This window comes from Halorubellus amylolyticus (genome assembly GCF_034808145.1).
GTDB lineage: Archaea > Halobacteriota > Halobacteria > Halobacteriales > Natrialbaceae > Halorubellus.
Map to the genome: position 1 here is coordinate 1,042,466 of NZ_JAXHGM010000001.1, position 16,034 is coordinate 1,058,499.

The 16,034-nt window shown below is 70.0% G+C and carries 17 protein-coding genes; 9 read left to right on the plus strand and 8 right to left on the minus strand.

Going from position 1 to position 16,034, the window contains the following annotated elements; genetic code table 11:
* Nucleotides 1–123 precede the first annotated feature (123 nt).
* Nucleotides 124–702 carry a DUF7110 family protein gene (locus SM754_RS05305; protein ID WP_323675159.1) on the plus strand — a complete coding sequence of 193 codons (579 nt, stop codon included), beginning with the start codon at nucleotides 124–126 and terminating at the stop codon, nucleotides 700–702.
* Nucleotides 703–844: 142 nt separating this feature from the next.
* On the opposite strand, the gene SM754_RS05310 is transcribed toward SM754_RS05305, so the two are convergent.
* A complete protein-coding gene (locus SM754_RS05310) occupies nucleotides 845–1,219 on the minus strand; it encodes a hypothetical protein (protein WP_323675160.1) in 375 nt (124 codons plus the stop codon).
* An 83-nt stretch (nucleotides 1,220–1,302) separates the two neighbouring features.
* A complete protein-coding gene (locus SM754_RS05315; RefSeq protein ID WP_323675161.1) occupies nucleotides 1,303–1,659 on the minus strand; it encodes a hypothetical protein in 357 nt (118 codons plus the stop codon).
* 199 nt (nucleotides 1,660–1,858) lie between these two features.
* Between SM754_RS05315 and SM754_RS05320 the strand changes: the two genes are divergently transcribed.
* The 3 genes from SM754_RS05320 (at nucleotide 1,859) to SM754_RS05330 (ending at nucleotide 3,746) form a co-directional block, all read left to right on the plus strand.
* Nucleotides 1,859–2,641: an aldo/keto reductase gene (locus SM754_RS05320; RefSeq protein WP_323675257.1), complete on the plus strand. Its 783-nt coding sequence runs from the start codon at nucleotides 1,859–1,861 to the stop codon at nucleotides 2,639–2,641.
* Nucleotides 2,642–2,717: 76 nt separating this feature from the next.
* The gene (locus tag SM754_RS05325) at nucleotides 2,718–3,440 is read left to right on the plus strand and encodes a hypothetical protein (RefSeq protein WP_323675162.1); all 723 of its coding nucleotides are present in this window, start codon (nucleotides 2,718–2,720) and stop codon (nucleotides 3,438–3,440) included.
* Between the two features lie 84 nt (nucleotides 3,441–3,524).
* Nucleotides 3,525–3,746, plus strand: coding sequence for a DUF7333 family protein (locus tag SM754_RS05330; RefSeq protein ID WP_323675163.1), 222 nt, complete (start codon nucleotides 3,525–3,527; stop codon nucleotides 3,744–3,746).
* A gap of 32 nt (nucleotides 3,747–3,778) precedes the next feature.
* Here SM754_RS05330 and SM754_RS05335 read toward each other — a convergent pair whose 3' ends face one another.
* The gene (locus tag SM754_RS05335; RefSeq protein ID WP_323675164.1) at nucleotides 3,779–3,985 is read right to left on the minus strand and encodes a hypothetical protein; all 207 of its coding nucleotides are present in this window, start codon (nucleotides 3,983–3,985) and stop codon (nucleotides 3,779–3,781) included.
* Between the two features lie 233 nt (nucleotides 3,986–4,218).
* The gene (locus SM754_RS05340; protein WP_323675165.1) at nucleotides 4,219–5,187 is read right to left on the minus strand and encodes a phosphoadenosine phosphosulfate reductase family protein; all 969 of its coding nucleotides are present in this window, start codon (nucleotides 5,185–5,187) and stop codon (nucleotides 4,219–4,221) included.
* Between the two features lie 201 nt (nucleotides 5,188–5,388).
* Here SM754_RS05340 and SM754_RS05345 point away from each other — a divergent pair, with 201 nt between their 5' ends.
* Complete coding sequence (locus tag SM754_RS05345; protein ID WP_323675166.1) at nucleotides 5,389–6,141, plus strand: DUF6517 family protein; 753 nt, start codon at nucleotides 5,389–5,391, stop codon at nucleotides 6,139–6,141.
* A 36-nt stretch (nucleotides 6,142–6,177) separates the two neighbouring features.
* On the opposite strand, the gene folP is transcribed toward SM754_RS05345, so the two are convergent.
* Nucleotides 6,178–8,736, minus strand: a complete 2,559-nt coding sequence (gene folP, locus SM754_RS05350; protein ID WP_323675167.1) for a dihydropteroate synthase — start codon at nucleotides 8,734–8,736, stop codon at nucleotides 6,178–6,180.
* Between the two features lie 108 nt (nucleotides 8,737–8,844).
* Between folP and SM754_RS05355 the strand changes: the two genes are divergently transcribed.
* Nucleotides 8,845–9,306, plus strand: a complete 462-nt coding sequence (locus tag SM754_RS05355) for a hypothetical protein (RefSeq protein ID WP_323675168.1) — start codon at nucleotides 8,845–8,847, stop codon at nucleotides 9,304–9,306.
* A gap of 15 nt (nucleotides 9,307–9,321) precedes the next feature.
* Here the strand turns inward: SM754_RS05355 and SM754_RS05360 are convergent, their stop codons facing one another.
* A complete protein-coding gene (locus SM754_RS05360; protein ID WP_323675169.1) occupies nucleotides 9,322–10,188 on the minus strand; it encodes a hypothetical protein in 867 nt (288 codons plus the stop codon).
* Nucleotides 10,189–10,267: 79 nt separating this feature from the next.
* A complete protein-coding gene (locus SM754_RS05365; RefSeq protein WP_323675170.1) occupies nucleotides 10,268–10,933 on the minus strand; it encodes a hypothetical protein in 666 nt (221 codons plus the stop codon).
* Between the two features lie 86 nt (nucleotides 10,934–11,019).
* Between SM754_RS05365 and SM754_RS05370 the strand changes: the two genes are divergently transcribed.
* Both SM754_RS05370 and SM754_RS05375 read left to right on the plus strand, forming a co-directional pair.
* Nucleotides 11,020–11,817: a hypothetical protein gene (locus tag SM754_RS05370; protein WP_323675171.1), complete on the plus strand. Its 798-nt coding sequence runs from the start codon at nucleotides 11,020–11,022 to the stop codon at nucleotides 11,815–11,817.
* Nucleotides 11,818–11,889: 72 nt separating this feature from the next.
* A complete protein-coding gene (locus tag SM754_RS05375; RefSeq protein ID WP_323675172.1) occupies nucleotides 11,890–12,756 on the plus strand; it encodes a hypothetical protein in 867 nt (288 codons plus the stop codon).
* Nucleotides 12,757–12,851: 95 nt separating this feature from the next.
* Here the strand turns inward: SM754_RS05375 and purH are convergent, their stop codons facing one another.
* The gene (purH, locus tag SM754_RS05380; protein WP_323675173.1) at nucleotides 12,852–14,468 is read right to left on the minus strand and encodes a bifunctional phosphoribosylaminoimidazolecarboxamide formyltransferase/IMP cyclohydrolase; all 1,617 of its coding nucleotides are present in this window, start codon (nucleotides 14,466–14,468) and stop codon (nucleotides 12,852–12,854) included.
* Between the two features lie 167 nt (nucleotides 14,469–14,635).
* Between purH and purB the strand changes: the two genes are divergently transcribed.
* A complete protein-coding gene (gene purB, locus SM754_RS05385) occupies nucleotides 14,636–16,024 on the plus strand; it encodes an adenylosuccinate lyase (RefSeq protein WP_323675174.1) in 1,389 nt (462 codons plus the stop codon).
* Nucleotides 16,025–16,034 lie beyond the last annotated feature (10 nt).

Below are 16,034 nucleotides of genomic sequence, written 5' to 3' on the forward strand. Positions count from 1 at the left end.
TCGCGGGCTGAGAGCCGATATTCCACGAACGAACGCGCGGAACAAACAGCAGGTCATATAAACTCGCCAGCCCTACTATAGCGTAAGCGGCAGGGCCACCAGGCGGCGCCGTAAACTCTTACCATGTCATCAGACGAAACAGGTCACGTCTACCGACTGCATTCGACACTCGAACTGCCACTCGAAGACGTCCGGGAGTACTTCGACACCGACCCGGAACTCCCCACCAACGTCGACGACGTGGACATCACGCGTCGAAACAACACCCTCATTCTCAAGGCCATCGCCGAGGACAAGGTCAGCAAGTACACGCCGACCGCCCAGCTGAAGGCGAGCGTCACCGAGGTCCGCGTGTACGAGGAGGACCCCGACGAGGTGAACAACGGCCCGACGTGGGGCGACGAGGAGGAGGAGGAGATCGAGAGCGAGCTCGTGGAGTTCGCGGCGTTCAAGGGCGACCGCGAGACCGTCCTCCAGAACTCGCTCCTCCAGTTCGAGATGTTCCAAGTGCTGCGCGAGATCGCGAAGCTCGCTGACAAGGGCACGCTCACCGCCATCACGAGCCAGGACGGCGAGCTGACCGCGCACCGCATCGTCGACGGCGAGGAACGCCCGGCGAAGCTCGAGGTCGTCGAAGGCCCCGGCGAGAACGAGGAGGGCAAGAACGGCGTCAACTGGCGCGATAACAAGTTCATCAGCTAAGTAGTCTGGATTCTCGGTGCGGTCCCGGTCGATGCGGGCGGTTCTCTCGACGGCGCGCGCTCGCAGCGATAGCGCCGTGTCGTCCGCTGGCTACGGGCGTCTCGGTGAGCCCGGGCGATGGGAGTCGATGGCCGTCGAGGTTTCAGATGCCGGGGACGCCGTAGGCGTCGACGGCGGTGACGCCGACTATCGAGAGCACGGAGAGGACGAGGAGGGCGGCGATCCACGCGAAGACGCCGATGAGGCCGGCGCGCAGCCAGCCCGCCCGGTACCGCCACTTGACGACGCCCACCCAGACGAGGAGCGCGAGGACGCTCGCGAGCGACCCGAGCGAGACCTCCGCGAGCGAGAACGCGACCTCGACGCCGGTCCACGCGAGCGACCCGAGGAGCGCGGTGACGACGGCGTGCGTGTAGTCCCTGCCTTTGAGTGCGAACGTCGCGCCGACGTGGATCGCGGCACCGCCGACGAGGAGCGATACGAGGAACACGATGACGCTGGAGGTCGTGGTTGCCATGGTGAGAGCGTCGCCGGGGTGACGCATAAAACGATGCCCGCAATATCTCGACGCGACCGACTTCGTCGCGTTCGAGCGCGCGGTCAGCGTTCGCGTTCGAACGTCGCGTCGGCGGACGTCCGGCCGTCGTTCCACGAGAGGACGGTCGCCTCGATGACGTCCCCTACCTGGACGTCACCGGGGACGTCCTCGACGAACAGCACGAACCCCTCGACCTTCCCGACGGCGATGGACTCGCCGGAGTGATGCGTCGTGAACTCGTGGACGCCGAACTCGTAGGTCCCGCCGAGGTCGACGGGCGGGTCGCGGTCCTGCGCGTCGGCGTGCGCTCGCTCGGACTTCCTGGCTTCGGCGTTCTTCCCCTTCTGGAGGACCAAGAGCGCGAACGCCACGCCCGCGATGGCGATGGCGGCGGCGCCGACGACGTACGCGTACTGCATGGTGGAGCGCTCGGCCGCGACCGAGTTAAACCGGGCGACTCGCCATCGACCTCCGAGCGCTCAGTCGCGGGAACTCCTCGGTAGCGGTCGCTGCCAACGTCTCTTGGCCGGCACCCCAATCGCTTTCAGGCCGAAGGGTCTCGCACTCACCATGACGACACCACCGCGAACGGCGAGCGACGTGCCGCACGCGAAGGACATGCCGATGCTCGGCCTGGGGACGTGGCAGAACGAGGACCTCGACCAGTGCGCGGAGTCCGTCCGGACCGCGCTCGACATGGGGTACCGGCACATCGACACCGCGCAGGCGTACGGGAACGAGGCTGGCGTCGGCGACGGCATCGAGGCGGCCGACGTCGACCGGGACGACGTCTTCCTCGCGACGAAGGTCTGGATCGACAACCTCAGTCACGACGACGTCCTCGCGACGACCGAGGCGAGCCTCGACCGCCTCGGCGTGGACTACGTCGACCTCCTCTACGTGCACTGGCCGTCGCGGACGTACGACCCCGCGGACACGCTCGCGGCGTTCGACGCGCTCGCGGAGGACGGGACCATCGAGCGCGTCGGCGTGTCGAACTTCGAGCCCGAGAACCTCGCGGAAGCCGAGGAGGTGCTCGCGGCGGACGTGTTCGCGAACCAGGTCGAGTGCCATCCGTTCCTCCAGCAGGAGGAGCTCCGGGCGGCGTGCGACGAGCGCGACGTCGAACTCGTCGCGTACTCGCCGCTCGCCCGCGGGACCGTCTTCGACGAACCCGTGCTCTCTGAGATCGCGCAGAAGCACGACGTGAGCGAGGCGCAGGTGAGTCTCGCGTGGCTCCGCGAGCACGGCATCACGGCGATTCCGAAGGCGACGGGGCACGCGCACATCGAGGACAACTGGCTGAGTCTCGGCGTCGACCTCGACGACGGCGACCTGGAGCGCATCGCGCGCCTCGACCGCGGTGACCGCGAGGTCGACCCCGGGTTCGCGCCCTGGTAGCGTGCCCGCGCTCGCGAGCGGCCTCGTCGCGTCGAGAGCCGTAAGCGTTCAGACCGTGGGGGTACTGCGATAGGATATGAGTGGTCTCGTCGAGGGAGTGGCGGTCGACGTGCGGCGGCTCCACGAGTCGTGGATGGCGTTGTTCTTCCCGCGCCAGCGCTCCGAGGAGTCGCGAGTGCTCGGGAAGTGGACGCCGGAGACGACGGGCGGGATGGTCGCGTACCGCGCGTGGGGCGTCCTCGGTGCGTTGTTCGTGCTCGTCGGCTACCCGCTCGCGCTCGCGGGCGTCGTCCTCCGGTATCTCGTGTGGAGCGCGGACTCGACGTCAACGCGCCTGGGGTTGCTCGGGACGGTGTTCCTCGCGCTCCTTGCGTGGGGCGTGCTCGCGGCGGCGTCGTACTTCCGGTTCACGTTCAGTGGGTTCCTCGCGATGGTCGCCGCGGCGGTCGTCGCAACGGCGTGCGCGGCGTTGGCGTTCCTGTTCTCGCAGGTCGGCGGCCGTGGGACGACCGTCCTCGCGGCGTATCCGGCGGCGGTGACCGCGCTGTTCCTCCCGCCGGTCGTCGCGGCGTTCTACTCGCCGGCGCTCGGCGACGTCGTGTTCGGCGGGAGCGAGAGCATCGCGGCGTGGTTCCTCGACAACGTCCTGGCGCTCGGCGGCGTGAACGACTACCTCCGTACCGAGTACGACCTCACGGGGCTGGCGTACGTCGCGATGTGGCTCGCGGTGTCGGTCCCGCTCGGGTGGCTCGTCGGCGTCCTGGTGTCGCTCGCGAACGCCGCCCGCCCGACCGCGTAGCGACCGCGTGGCGGGTCCGGAGCGTCCGTCCGCTCGTGGTTCCGCGACCGTCATCTTCTCGTCGTCCCGCTCGTATCTCGACGTATGGAGTTCACTCAAGGCACCACGATCGGTCTCTTCCTGCTCGTCGTCGTCGTCGGCGTCGGCGGCCTGCTCGGCGCGGGCGTGATGGCGGCGTCGACGGTCCTGATGATGGTCGCGCCATCCGTCCTCGTGTTCGGCGGGCTCTGTCTGTTCCTCGGCGTGAAGCACGGCGAGTACCGCGCGGGCGGCGGCGGCGGCGGGTCGCGGCAGTTCGGCGGATAGCGGGGCGGTCGGTCCGTGGCGGCGACACGCCGTCACGTGTACCCGAGGTCTCGCAACCGCGCCATGATGTAATCCTTTCCGCCCGTGAACAGCACGGCCGGGTCGCGGTACTGTTCGAGCGCCGTTCGGACGACGTCGGCGGCGACCGCGAACTTCGATTCGAGCGACGGGTAGTCCTCTGGCGTCTCCCCCGCGCCGCGCTCGTGGTCGACTGTGACGTATTCGGGGAAAGAACTCATAGCGACCGGGACGCGGCCGGTGGTCTTGGTCGTATGCCGACATCCACTCGCACAGGGACCGGCTACCCGCACCGCGTTCGAGTAGCCACGTGCTACGCGACCGAGAGACGGAGAATCGAAGGTGAACGACGCGTCGAGGAGTCGAACGCGAACGGTGCGTCGCAGCCGTCGAACGCGAACGGTGCGTCGCAGCCGTCGAACGCGTCGAGAGCTAGCGAGTCACTCGCCCGTCGTCACATGTAGCCGAGGTCGCGCAGGCGCTCCATCAGGTCCTCCTTGTCCTGGGCGCGGCCGGCGCGCTCGGTCGTGTTGTCGAGGTCCTGGAGCCACGCGGGCTCCTCGGCGGACTTGTCGGTCGACACCTCGCTCCCCAGCGAACGGAACCCGGCGAAGTACTTCGGGCTCACGGGGATGTCCTCCTGCTCGATGCCCTCGGGCAGGTCGGTGTCGCTCTCGGGGACGTAGCCCTCCTCGGGGTATCCCTCGACGACGTCCGGGATGGTGAAGTGCCAGAAGGTGTCCCAGACGGCGCGTTCGTCGAAGTGCAGGATGGGCTGGATGCGGTCGTGGGGCGGGTAGATGTCGGGGTCGTGGCGCGGACTGAAGAACGTCTCGTCGGCGCGCGCTTCCTGCTCGTCCCAGCGGACGCCGGAGAGGATGCCGTCGACGTCGTGCTCCTCGATGGCGTCGTTGAGCGCCACCGTCTTCAGGAGGTGGTTCCCGACGTACGTGTCGAGCAGGAACGGGAACGAGTCCTCCTCGTACTCGAGGATGTTCCGGACGTGGTGCTGGTTGTGCTCGCCGAGCTCGTCGATCTCGATGTCGTCACCGGGTTCGAGGTCGCGCTCGTCGACGATGGAGCCGATGTCCTCGTTACGCGCCCAGATGACGTCGAGGTCCCACTCGTCGGCCCAGTGCTTCGCGAAGTCGATGAGCTCCTCGAAGTGCTGGAAGTGGTCGATGAACACGACCGGCGGAACTTCGAGGTCGAAGCGGTCGGCGACCTCCTTGACGAAGTACAGCGTGAGCGTCGAGTCCTTGCCGCCGGTCCACATGACGACGGGGTTCTCGTACTCCTCGAGGCCCTTCTTCGTGACCTCGATGGCTTTCTCGATCTTGTGCTCGACCGAGGGGTAGTCCTCGGGGTTCTCGCCTTCGCCGTCCGTGTAATCCACGTCGAGGTAGTCCGGGAAGTCGGCCATCTGTAATGAGATGTAATTACGGCGTGGGTTAAGGGTCTTTTGGACGACTCAGCGCGCGTTGTGGCACGTCTTAGCACACCAATGCGGGCGTTCCGTGGTTCCACCCCGACCGGAGCGACCGAACGAGACGACCGGAACGTCGGCCGGTGACCGACCCGAACAGCCGGAAGGTTGATTGGCGCTTACCGACACCACTGGTGCATGGATTCGACGCGGAGCGTGGGTGTCGTCGCGCTCGTCCTCGTGGTGGTGACGAGCGGCTGCATCGGGTTCGTCACGGGCGAGGAGGCCCTCGTCTACCAGGCGAACGAGGTGAGCGTCGACGCGGACGCGAAGACGGCGACCGGCTACGAACGGCAACTACGCGAGGAACTGGTCGTGAACCAGACCGTCTCCGACCGACGGATCGAGGTCAACAACTGGTACGCGCGCTACGAGAAGTACGACGACATCGCCGAGGAGACCACCGGCGTGCTCGCGGTCGTGGCGACGCACCGCGTCGACGTGTTCGGGCACACGACGAACCCGTACGCGAACATGAGCTACGGCGGCATCCTCGCGAACCTCACCGCGGACTACGACACCGCGTTCGGGAACCTGGAGAACGCGCAGTTCGTCGAGAACGAGACCGCGTCCGTCCTCGGCACGGACGCGCGCGTCGGCGTGTTCGCCACGAACACCACGTTCGGCGGCGAGGAGGTCGAGGTGAAGCTGTACGTCACCCGCGTCCGCCACGGCGACGACGTCGTGCTCGCCATCGGCGGCCATCCGACGAAGCTCCCCGCGGGCGAACAGGAGATACTCGCGATGCTCGAAGGCATCCAGCACGAGACCGACGAGAACGCGAGCGAGCGCATCGCACCCACCGGCGGTAGCTCCGGGGACTCGGTGACGGCGCTCCTCGCCCCGGACCAAGGGGTCGCGGACGAGTTGCTTGCAGTCAGAGCGGCGTAGTTCGGGGGGCGTCGGACGCGGCCGACGCGTCGACCGTCACTCCTCTTCGAGTTCGTCGGGGCGGCGAGCGGCGCGTGCGGCGTCGACCGCGGCGACGTTCTCGTCGACGTCGTGCACGCGAACGATGTCCGCGCCGCGGTCGGCAGCGATGGCGGTCGCAGCGACCGTCGCGGACAGGCGTTCGTCGTCGTCGCGGTCGACGGCGCCGAACATCGACTTGTGGGAGTGCCCGACGAGCACCGCGCAGTCGAGCGCGGCGAACTCGTCGACGCGCCCGAGGAGTTCGAACGACTCCGCAGGGGTCTTCCCGAACCCGAGTCCGGGGTCCACGACGACGTCCTCGCGCGCGACGCCGGCCTTCTCCGCGAGCAGGACCTGCTCGCGGAGCTGGTCGATGACGTCCTCGACGACGTCGTCGTACGCCACGTCCGTCTCGGGGTCGACGGGCGTGTCGATGGAGTGCATCACGCAGAGGCCGGCGTCGTGCTCGGCGGCGACGAACCGCATCTCGGGGTCGTCGAGTCCGGAGACGTCGTTCACGACGTCCGCGCCGGCATCGAGCGCGGCGTCCGCGACCGCGGCCTTCCGCGTGTCCACGCTGATCGGGACGTCGATGCCGGCGTCGCGGATCGCCTCGACGACCGGCACGACCCGGTCGATCTCGTCGGCGACGCTCACGGGGTCGGCGCCCGGACGGGTCGACTCCCCGCCGACGTCGACGACGTCCGCGCCGTTCGCGACCAGCTCCTCGGCGCGCGCGACGGCGTCCTCCAGGCGCTCGTACTCGCCGCCGTCGAAGAACGAGTCCGGCGTCACGTTCAGGATCCCCATCACGGCCGTCCCGTCGCTCCACGGCCAGCGCGGGTCGTCGTCACGGCCGTCGACCCCGTCGCGGCCGTCGACTTCGCCGCGGTCGCTGTCGTCACGCTCCACGGCTCCGTCCTGCTCGTCGTCGTCCTCCCTGGCCGCTCGTCCCTCGGCGTCGGTCGCGTCGACGTCGAGCGCGTCCCGGAGTTCCGCGGCGAGCCGGCCGAGCCCGTACGGTCGGTCGTCGAGCACGTCCGCGAGGCGTTCGAACTGCGCGAGCGTCCCCATGAGGACGACGTCGAGCCGTTCGTCGTTCCCGTCCAGTCCCGAGACCGCGCACTCGCCGCCGAGCCGCAACAGCTCGTCCTCGACCACGTCCGCCTGGCGTTCCTGGAGTCGAGTCCGGAGCACTCGGTGGACGCCGCTGGCGCGTCGCTCCGCGACGCCGACGTCTGCGACGTTCGCGTCCGCGAGCGCTCGCCGGGCGTCGTCGAGGTCGCGGACCGTCTTCGGGACCTCGATGCGCGTCCAGCGCTCGCGCGCCTCGGCGACGGTGAACAGCGACCCGGTGACGAGCACGCAGTCCTCGGCGTCGGCCGCGTCGAGCGCGGCGTCGAGCGCGCTCGCGACCGAGTCGTGCGGCGTCACCGATCCGGCGTTCGCGCCGAAGACGCGCCCGAGGACGTCCGCGTCCTCGCTCCGGTCGAGGTCCGGCTCGCAGGGATAACAGCACGCAGGCGCCGGGATTGCGTCGGCCATCCCGCGGTGGTCCTTGTCGTGCATCGCGCCGACGACGAGGTGGAGGTCGTCGTACTCGAACGTCGATAGCGTCGCCGCGAGTCCCTCGAACGCACCCGGGTTGTGCGCGCCGTCGAGCACCGTCAGCGGGTCCCGCGAGACGACCTCGAACCGCCCCGGCCAGTGCGCCGACCGCAGCCCGCGAGCGAGCGTGTCGTCGTCCACGGCCGCGACCTGGCGCGCGAGCGTCGCCGCGATACCCGCGTTCACCGCCTGGTACTCGCCCAGGAGCGGAATCCGTGCGTCGAGAGCACCGCCGGCGTCGGTCTCGATGTCGACCGCCGCCTCCGCGTGATTCGTCCGCCCGCCGTAGTCCACACGCACGTCCGCATCCTCGTCGGCTCCAACCGTCACGACGTCGCCGGCCTGCTCGCGGACCGCCGCGAGCGCGTCACCGCTCGCGCCCGTGACGAGCGGCGCGTCCGCCGGCGCGACGTGCGCCTTGTCAGTCGCGATCTCCGTGATGGTGTCCCCGAGCACGCCCGTGTGCTCCAGGGTCACGCTCGTCACCGCGCTCGCCGCCGGGTCGACGACGCTCGTCGCGTCGAACTTCCCGCCGATACCGACCTCGAGCACCGCCACGTCGACGTCGCGCTCCCCGAAGTACCACAGGGCGAGCGCCGTCATCGTCTCGAAGAACGTCGGCGACTCCCCCGCCCCAGCGCGCTCCGTGATGTGGGGCTTCGCGCGCTCGACGAACGCCCCGAGCGCGCCCCTGGTGACCTTCCGCCCGTCGACCCGCACGCGCTCCCGGACGTCCTCCAGGTGCGGGCTCGTGAACAACCCGACCGTCCGGTCGGTCTCCCGCAGCACGGACTCGACCATCCGCGCCGTACTCCCCTTCCCGTTCGACCCCGCGACCTGCACGAACTCGACGTCCTCGTGTGGATTCCCGAGGTGTTCGAGGAGGCGTGCGGTCGACGCCGTCCCCGGGCTCGGACGGTACCGCCGCAGGTCGAACAGGAAGTTCGCCGCCTCGTGATACTGCATGCCTGTAGTCACCGGACGGCAGCGCTTAGTGGTGTCGAAGGCGGGTCACCGAGACCGGCGTTTCACCCAAAGCCGGGGTTCTTGAACGGCGCGGTCGAATCCGGGAGCGTGCGTCGACGACCCCTGCTCGCCGCCGCCGTCGGTCTCGCCGCTGGAACCGGCGGCTGTCTCGATGGCCTTCCGGGTGCCGGTACCGAGACGTTCACGGTCTCGGACCCGCCGTCGTCGCTCCGTGAGCGTGGCGCGTGCGACGAGGACTGGGTGCTGGCGTCCGTCTCGTTCGCCGGCCCGCTCGACGACGTTGACGACGAGGCGGCGGTCGTCCCGTACCGCGAACTCGCTGACCCCTCCAAGCTCCTCGTCCGCTACTATCTCGACCGCGGGAGCGCCGTCGCGTGCGAGGGCGACGACCCGACGCCGTTCCAGTCGCTGCTCTCGGACCTCGGCGCCGCGAAGCAGCGGTACCGCGAAGCCCACGACGAACCACCCGAATACCTCTGCGTCCGGGTCGCCGACGAGTACCATCGACTCTCCCGGCTGCTGGTCTACGACCAGGTTCTCAGGGGCTGAGTTGCAGCCTCGGCTTCAGCGCACGTGCGACTGCACCCAGAACGCGCCCGAAATGTCCTCGCCGGCTTCGGGAATGCGCCCGTCGATGGCATGCGCTCCCGCGTAGATCCACGTCTCGTAGTCGGTGCCGTCGCCGTCCCGCGTGAGGGGGACGCGGAACCGGTAGCCGTTCGCCTCGAAGAACGGGACGCGCTGGACCTCCCGCACGGTCGTCTGGAACGCGTAGTCAGCGACTCCGCCGCCGTCGACGGGCGCGAACCCCGCCATCCCGCGGGTCGAGAACTCGCCGCCGTCCTCCGTCTCGTACGTCTCCTCCTCGGCCAGTTCGACGGCGTACGCGAGCGCCGCGAGCTCGACGTCGGCGTCGCCGAGCGGGACGCCGCCGACGCCCCACGCGCTCGCGCCGTACGTCGCGAACTCCTCCGGTCCGAGGACTATCGTGGCGTCCGCCTCCAGGTCGGTCTCCCACGGCGTCACGTCCGTCACGGTCGTCTCGTGGACGACGCCGTCGCCGACCGGGTACGCCGTCAGGACGTCGCCGTCCTCGCGGACGACCCGGCAACGCAGGGTCCCGGCGCCGTACTCGACGGCGTCCACGCCTTCGACGCGGCTCTCGCGGACACGGCCGTCCTCGAGCGTCGTCTCGACGACCCGCTGGAGCGCCTCGTCTGAGTCGACCGCGGTGTCCCAGTGCCGGCCGTGCCCGCCGCCGCGACGCCGCGGCCCCGGCTGGGGGTCGACCGCGGCGGCGTCCGCGTCCAGCCCCCACGCCCCGTCGTCGTCCGCCCGGCGAGCGCTCTCCGCGTCGCCCGCGTCGTCGTCTGTCGCGTCCGCGTCGGCGCCGCGACCGACCGCGCGACGCATCGCGTCGAACAACCCCATGCGACCGTCGACGGGCCGCCGAGAGAAGAAACCTGCGAGGGACCACCGGGTCGGTTCGTCGGCCGCGACGACCCGACCGCTACCGGCGGTCGTGCTCGACGTCGGCGCTCCCGGCGTCGGCGCGCGCGCTCGTGCTGTCGCCGCTAGCGCCCTCGGCGCCGGTACTCGCGTCCGCGTCGCTACCTGCGCCGCCGGCAGCGTCATCGTCCGCGTCCTCGCGTCGGAGGTCCGCGGCGAACCCGCGGTCGAACTCGTCGTCGAGGTTCGTCGCCGACCAGTCCGTCGCGGCGTCCTCCTCGGCGAGCAAGCCCTCCATCTCGCGCTCGAACTCGCGCTCGGTGAGCTCCCCGGACGCGTACCGCTCCACCAGTGCCTCGCGGCGGTCCTCGACCGTGGGCGCGACGCGGTCGGAGACGTTCACCTCGGCCAGCCACGGCACCTGTCCCTCCACGCCCCGGGCGACACGTTCCAGGCGTTCGCTCCGCGGGAGCTCCGCGAGCCGGAGCGCGCGCACGAGCAGCCACGCCAGCAATCCCGCTCCGACGACCGACAGCGCCGCGAGCCCGAGCAGGAACGGGAGCGCCGCGCGCAGCACGACCAGGAGGAGCGCGTCGCCGGCGGACGCGGCCGTGATCGCGGACACCACCGCCAGCGTCCCGACGCCCAGGAGGCCGACCGCCGCGAGCGCCACCAGCACCAGCGCGACCGACAGCCACCGCAGGCGTCGGTCCGAGAGCACGCTCATACTCACCGACCTAGCGGGACGGGGTGGAAAAACCCACGCACTCCACCGGCCGAAGACACTTACCGGACGTCGCTGAAGCAACTCGCATGCGCCGCCGCGCCCTCCTCTCGACCGCCGCTTCCACCGCCATCGCAGGCCTCGCGTTCGGGACCGCCGGCTGCCTCGCCGGCCCGGTCCGAGGTTCGCGAGAGCTCGCATCGGGCGAGGTCGTCACGCTCGACGGCGTCGACTTCGAGGTCGGCGACCTCCGACTCCAGACGACGTTCGTCGAGCAAGGCCAGCCGTTCTGGCACTGGGACGCTCAGGCGAACCCCCGCGGTCGGTTCGCGGTCCTCCCGCTGGCACCGACCGGCGGGGAGTCGTCGAACGCTGCGGACGCCGTCCGGAACGCCACCGTCCGCACCGAGTTCGACGGCGGCGAGGCCAGCACCGGCGCGCTCGTGAACGAGAGCGACCAGGACGGCTACCGTCTCGCCGCGAGCGTCCCCGACCGCGACACCGTCCAGGACGGCGCCGTCGTCCTCGAGAACGGCGGGCCCGTGCGCTACCCGCTGACCGACGCCCACCTCGACGTCCTCGCGGACCCGCCGCGGTACTCGACCGCCCTCGACGTCCCCGCCGAGACCGGCGGCGCGACGGTCCCCGTCGAGTTCGTCCTCACGAACGACGGTTCGAACCCCGGCACGGTCGCGTGGACCACCACGCACGGCGTCATCGCGGACGCCTGGTGGACCCACCGCACCACCGTCCCCGCCGGCGAGACCGTCCGCGCCACCCACGTCCACGACACGCGCGTCGGCGATGGGAGCTACGACTCCATCTACGTCGACGTCGACTACGGCATCGGCGACGAGGACTTCGAGGTCGCGGTCGTCGACGACTGACCCCACACTCGGGACGACCGGTCGTCGCCACCGTGCCGAAGACACTTACCGACGGCGCCGGCAGCCTCTCGCATGCGCCGCCGCGCCCTCCTCGCGTCCACCGCGGTCGTCGCCCTCGGAACCAGTACCGCCGGGTGCGTCGACACCGAGGCGACCGACACCGACCAGCCCCGCGCCACCGACGGGACCAGCGGCCGCGACGCGACGGCGTCGACGGCACCGACCGACGACGGTCCGCGAACGGTCGAGGTCGGTGACGCGGTCGACCTGGGCGCGACGACCGCCGAACTCGGGTCGCTTTCCCTCCAGTCGACGTTCGTCGAGCGCCAGTGGCCGATGTGGGACGCCCACGGTCGCGACGACCACGCGTTCGTCGTCGTCCGACTCTCCGGTGCCGACCGCGCCCGCGCCCTCGCTCGCGACCCACCGGTCGGCGTCCGCGTCGACGGCGAGCGCTACGACGACTCGGACGCGTACAGTCGCACGGACGGCGGACGCCCGGTCGAGTTCGCGGCGACGATACCGACCGGCGACGACGTCGACAGCGCCGCACTCGTCCTCCGCACGACGACGGGTGACGCACGGTATCCGCTCGACGACGACCTCCTCGCGACGCTCCGCGCCCCGCCGGAACTCACCGTGACCCCCGACGTTCCCGACGTCGTCACCGATGGGCCGCTCCAGTACGAACTCGTCGTCGAGAACACCGGCGACGGCCCGGGCACGCTCGTCGCGACCAGCACGCACGACGCCATCCACGACAAGTGGTGGACGCGCGGCGAGACCGTCGCCCCCGGCGATACCGCGTCCCTCACGTTCGAACCATACGCCCCCACCGAGGGCGACGGCTACGAGCTCGAGATCGTCCTCGACTGGGGACTCGACAGCGTCACGCGAACCGTCACCATCGAAAACGACGAGGGGACCACCACGGACTGAGCGTCGTTCACCGCCTCCAGACGCGCTCTCCTCGTCCACTGGCTCCAGACGCGCTGTCCGCTCGTCCACTGACTCCAGACACTCCTTCGCTTCGCTCAGTCGTGTCTGAAACACCGCTGGTCGGTCATGACCATCGTCATCCCGAGCTCGTCCGCCGCCTCGATCACCTCGTCGTCGTTCTTCGACCCGCCGGGCTGGATGACGGCCTCGATACCGGCGTCGGCGGCCTTCTCGACGGCGTCCGGGAACGGGAAGAACGCGTCCGACCCCATCACCGCACCCTCAGCGGTCTTGCCCTCGGCGTCGCGCTCGGCCTTCATCGCCGCGATCTCGACCGCGTCCACGCGGCTCACCTGGCCGACGCCGAGGCCGACCGTCTCCGTGCCCGTCGCGAACACGATACCGTTCGACTTCACGTGCTTCTGGACCTTCCACGCGAACAGCAGCGACTCGAGCTCGTCCTCGGTCGGTTCGCGCTCCGTGACGACCTCCAGGTCCTCGCGCGTGACGGGTTCGAGGTCGCGCTCCTGGACGAGGCGGCCGCCGACGAGCTCCTTGCTCGTGAACGTCTCCGTGACCTCGCCCAGCTCGCCCACGTCGAGGATTCGGAGGTTCTTCTTGTCGGTGAGGACGTCGAGCGCGTCGTCGGTGTAGCCGGGCGCGACGACGACCTCCTTGAACGAGTCCGCGACGAGCTCCGCGGTCTCGACGTCGCACTCGCGGTTCAGGCCGACGATACCGCCGAACGCGGACTTCGCGTCCGTCGCGAGCGCGTCGGCGTACGCCTCGCTGAGGGTGTCCGCGACCGCGCACCCGGCGGGGTTCGTGTGCTTGATGACCGCGGCCGCGGGCTCGTCGAACTCTTTGATGAGGTTCAGCGCACCGTCCGCGTCGTTGTAGTTGTTGTAGCTGAGCGCCTTCGCGCCCTCGTTCAACTGGTCGGCGTGGACGACGCTCGCCTCCTCGGTCGTGTTGTCGGCGTAGAGCGCGGCGTCCTGATGCGGGTTCTCGCCGTACCGGAGGTCCGCGTGGCGGTCCTCGGTGACGACGCGGCGCTCGGGGAGGTCGCCCGCTTCGTCGCCCGCGACGGAGACCGCGTTCGCGTCGCGGTCGACGTCGACGCGGTCCTCGGCGAACCACTTCACGGCGCGCGGGTACGCCTTGAACTCGCCCTCGTAGAGCACGCGCTCGGCGAGCGACTCGTCGTCGTCGCCGTCGTAGACGGGGACGGGTTCCTGCGTGACGATGGGGCCGCCGTCGACCGCGCCCTCGACGACCTCGCCCTCGTCGTCGGTGGCGTCCGTGACGACGTGCACCGTACAGCCCGTGGTCTTCGCGCCGGCGTCGAGCGCGTCGCCCCACGCGTCCATGCCCGGGAAGGCGGGAAGGAGGCTCGGGTGGACGTTGAGCGTCGTCGGCATCGCCGAGAGGAACGTGTCGGAGAGGATGCGCATGTAGCCGTCGAGGCAGACGAGGTCGACGTCGTAGTCGGCGAGCGCGTCGACGAGGCGCTGCTCGTGCTCGCGTCGGGACTCGTCGTCGCCGCGTTCGACGGCGACGGTCGGGAGACCCCGGTCCTCGGCCTTCTCGAGGACGGGCGCGTCCGCGTGGTTGCTCGCGACGACGGCGAGTTGAGCGCCGCCGGGCGCGAGGTCCTGGACGTGCATGAGGTTCCGGCCGCGGTTCGAGGCGAGGCCCGCGATGCGTGTCATATCTAGAGCGGCTTCCGCCGGCGGGTTAGTAGTTCCGGTCCAGACCGCAGAAGTATGCATGAGCACGGATAACTATGGCTCGAATCAGCGTGGGAGCCTCCCGAGTATGCACGCCCGTGTGGTTGCGTTCCGACACCCTTTTGCCGACACCGGTGGCAGTTCCGGCCATGACAGACCCCCTGCTGGCCGTGTCACCGCTCGACGGCCGGTACGCCTCGCGGACCAGTCCGCTCGCCGACCACGCGAGCGAGTCCGCGCTGATGCGCGCTCGCGTCCAGGTCGAGGTCGAGTACCTCCTCGCCCTGAGCGACCTCGACGCCACGCCCCTCGAGATCACGGACGCACAGACCGCCGAGTTGCGCGCGTGCTACGAGGACTGGACGACCGCGGACGCCGAACTCGTCAAGCAGATCGAGACCGAGGGCTACGGCGAGTTCGCCGCGACGAACCACGACGTGAAGGCCGTCGAGTACTACGTCCGTCTGAACCAGCCCGATGACCTCGACGCGGCGAACTGGATCCACTTCGGGTTGACGAGCGAGGACGTGAACAACCTCGCGCACCGCCTGCTCGCGACGGGCGCCGTCGAGGACGTCCTCCTCCCCGAGCTCCGCGAGCTACGCGACACGCTCGCCGAGATGGCGCGCGAGCACCGCGACGTCCCGATGCTCGCGCGCACGCACGGCCAGCCCGCGACGCCGACCACCTTCGGGAAGGAGATGGCGGTGTACGCCGCGCGACTCGGCCGGACGAGCGCCCGGGTGACCGACGCCACGGACGCGCTCAGCGGGAAGCTCGCCGGGGCCTCCGGAACGTACGCCGCCCACGACGCCGCGTACCCCGACGTGGACTGGCGGGCGTTCGCCCGCGAGTTCGTCACCGCCCTCGGCCTCGAGTTCACGCCGCTGACCACGCAGGTCAACCCCTGCGACGACATCGCCGCGCTCTTCGACGCGCTCCGCGGCGCGAACCAGGTGCTCCTCGACCTCGACCGGGACGTCTGGCTCTACGTCAGCCAGCGCTACCTCGGCCAGGAGGCCGCCGAGGGCGAGACCGGGAGTTCGACGATGCCGCACAAGGTCAACCCCATCGACTTCGAGAACTCCGAGGGGAACCTCTCGAAGGCGAACTCTGACCTCCGCTTCCTCGCCGAGTACGTCACCACGAGCCGCCTCCAGCGCGACCTCTCGGACTCCACCGTGAAACGCAACATCGGCGGGGCGTTCGCCCACTGCCTCATCGCGTACGACAAGACCCAGAACGGGCTCGCGAAGGTCGTCCCGAACGAGCACGTGATGCGCGAGGACCTCAAGTCCACGCCCGAGATTCTCGGCGAAGCCATCCAGACCATCCTCCGCCGCGAGGGCGACACCGATGCCTACGAGCGCGTGAAGGCCCTCACCAGAGGGAAGCGCGTGACGGTCGAGGACTTCCACGACCTGTTCGACGACCTCGACGTCGACGACGACGTCCGCGAGGAACTCAAAGCCCTGACGCCGACGGGGTACGTCGGCGTGGCGAGCGACCTCGTCGACGACGTCGACGCCGACAGCTGACCTCGTCGCC

Coding starts and splice junctions, on each gene's coding strand:
- SM754_RS05305 (WP_323675159.1), top strand. CDS start 124: ATGTCATCAGACGAAACAGGTCACGTCTACCGACTGCATTCGACACTC.
- SM754_RS05310 (WP_323675160.1), bottom strand. CDS start 1,219: ATGGCAACCACGACCTCCAGCGTCATCGTGTTCCTCGTATCGCTCCTC.
- SM754_RS05315 (WP_323675161.1), bottom strand. CDS start 1,659: ATGCAGTACGCGTACGTCGTCGGCGCCGCCGCCATCGCCATCGCGGGC.
- SM754_RS05320 (WP_323675257.1), top strand. CDS start 1,859: ATGCCGATGCTCGGCCTGGGGACGTGGCAGAACGAGGACCTCGACCAG.
- SM754_RS05325 (WP_323675162.1), top strand. CDS start 2,718: ATGAGTGGTCTCGTCGAGGGAGTGGCGGTCGACGTGCGGCGGCTCCAC.
- SM754_RS05330 (WP_323675163.1), top strand. CDS start 3,525: ATGGAGTTCACTCAAGGCACCACGATCGGTCTCTTCCTGCTCGTCGTC.
- SM754_RS05335 (WP_323675164.1), bottom strand. CDS start 3,985: ATGAGTTCTTTCCCCGAATACGTCACAGTCGACCACGAGCGCGGCGCG.
- SM754_RS05340 (WP_323675165.1), bottom strand. CDS start 5,187: ATGGCCGACTTCCCGGACTACCTCGACGTGGATTACACGGACGGCGAA.
- SM754_RS05345 (WP_323675166.1), top strand. CDS start 5,389: ATGGATTCGACGCGGAGCGTGGGTGTCGTCGCGCTCGTCCTCGTGGTG.
- folP (WP_323675167.1), bottom strand. CDS start 8,736: ATGCAGTATCACGAGGCGGCGAACTTCCTGTTCGACCTGCGGCGGTAC.
- SM754_RS05360 (WP_323675169.1), bottom strand. CDS start 10,188: ATGGGGTTGTTCGACGCGATGCGTCGCGCGGTCGGTCGCGGCGCCGAC.
- SM754_RS05365 (WP_323675170.1), bottom strand. CDS start 10,933: ATGAGCGTGCTCTCGGACCGACGCCTGCGGTGGCTGTCGGTCGCGCTG.
- SM754_RS05370 (WP_323675171.1), top strand. CDS start 11,020: ATGCGCCGCCGCGCCCTCCTCTCGACCGCCGCTTCCACCGCCATCGCA.
- SM754_RS05375 (WP_323675172.1), top strand. CDS start 11,890: ATGCGCCGCCGCGCCCTCCTCGCGTCCACCGCGGTCGTCGCCCTCGGA.
- purH (WP_323675173.1), bottom strand. CDS start 14,468: ATGACACGCATCGCGGGCCTCGCCTCGAACCGCGGCCGGAACCTCATG.
- purB (WP_323675174.1), top strand. CDS start 14,636: ATGACAGACCCCCTGCTGGCCGTGTCACCGCTCGACGGCCGGTACGCC.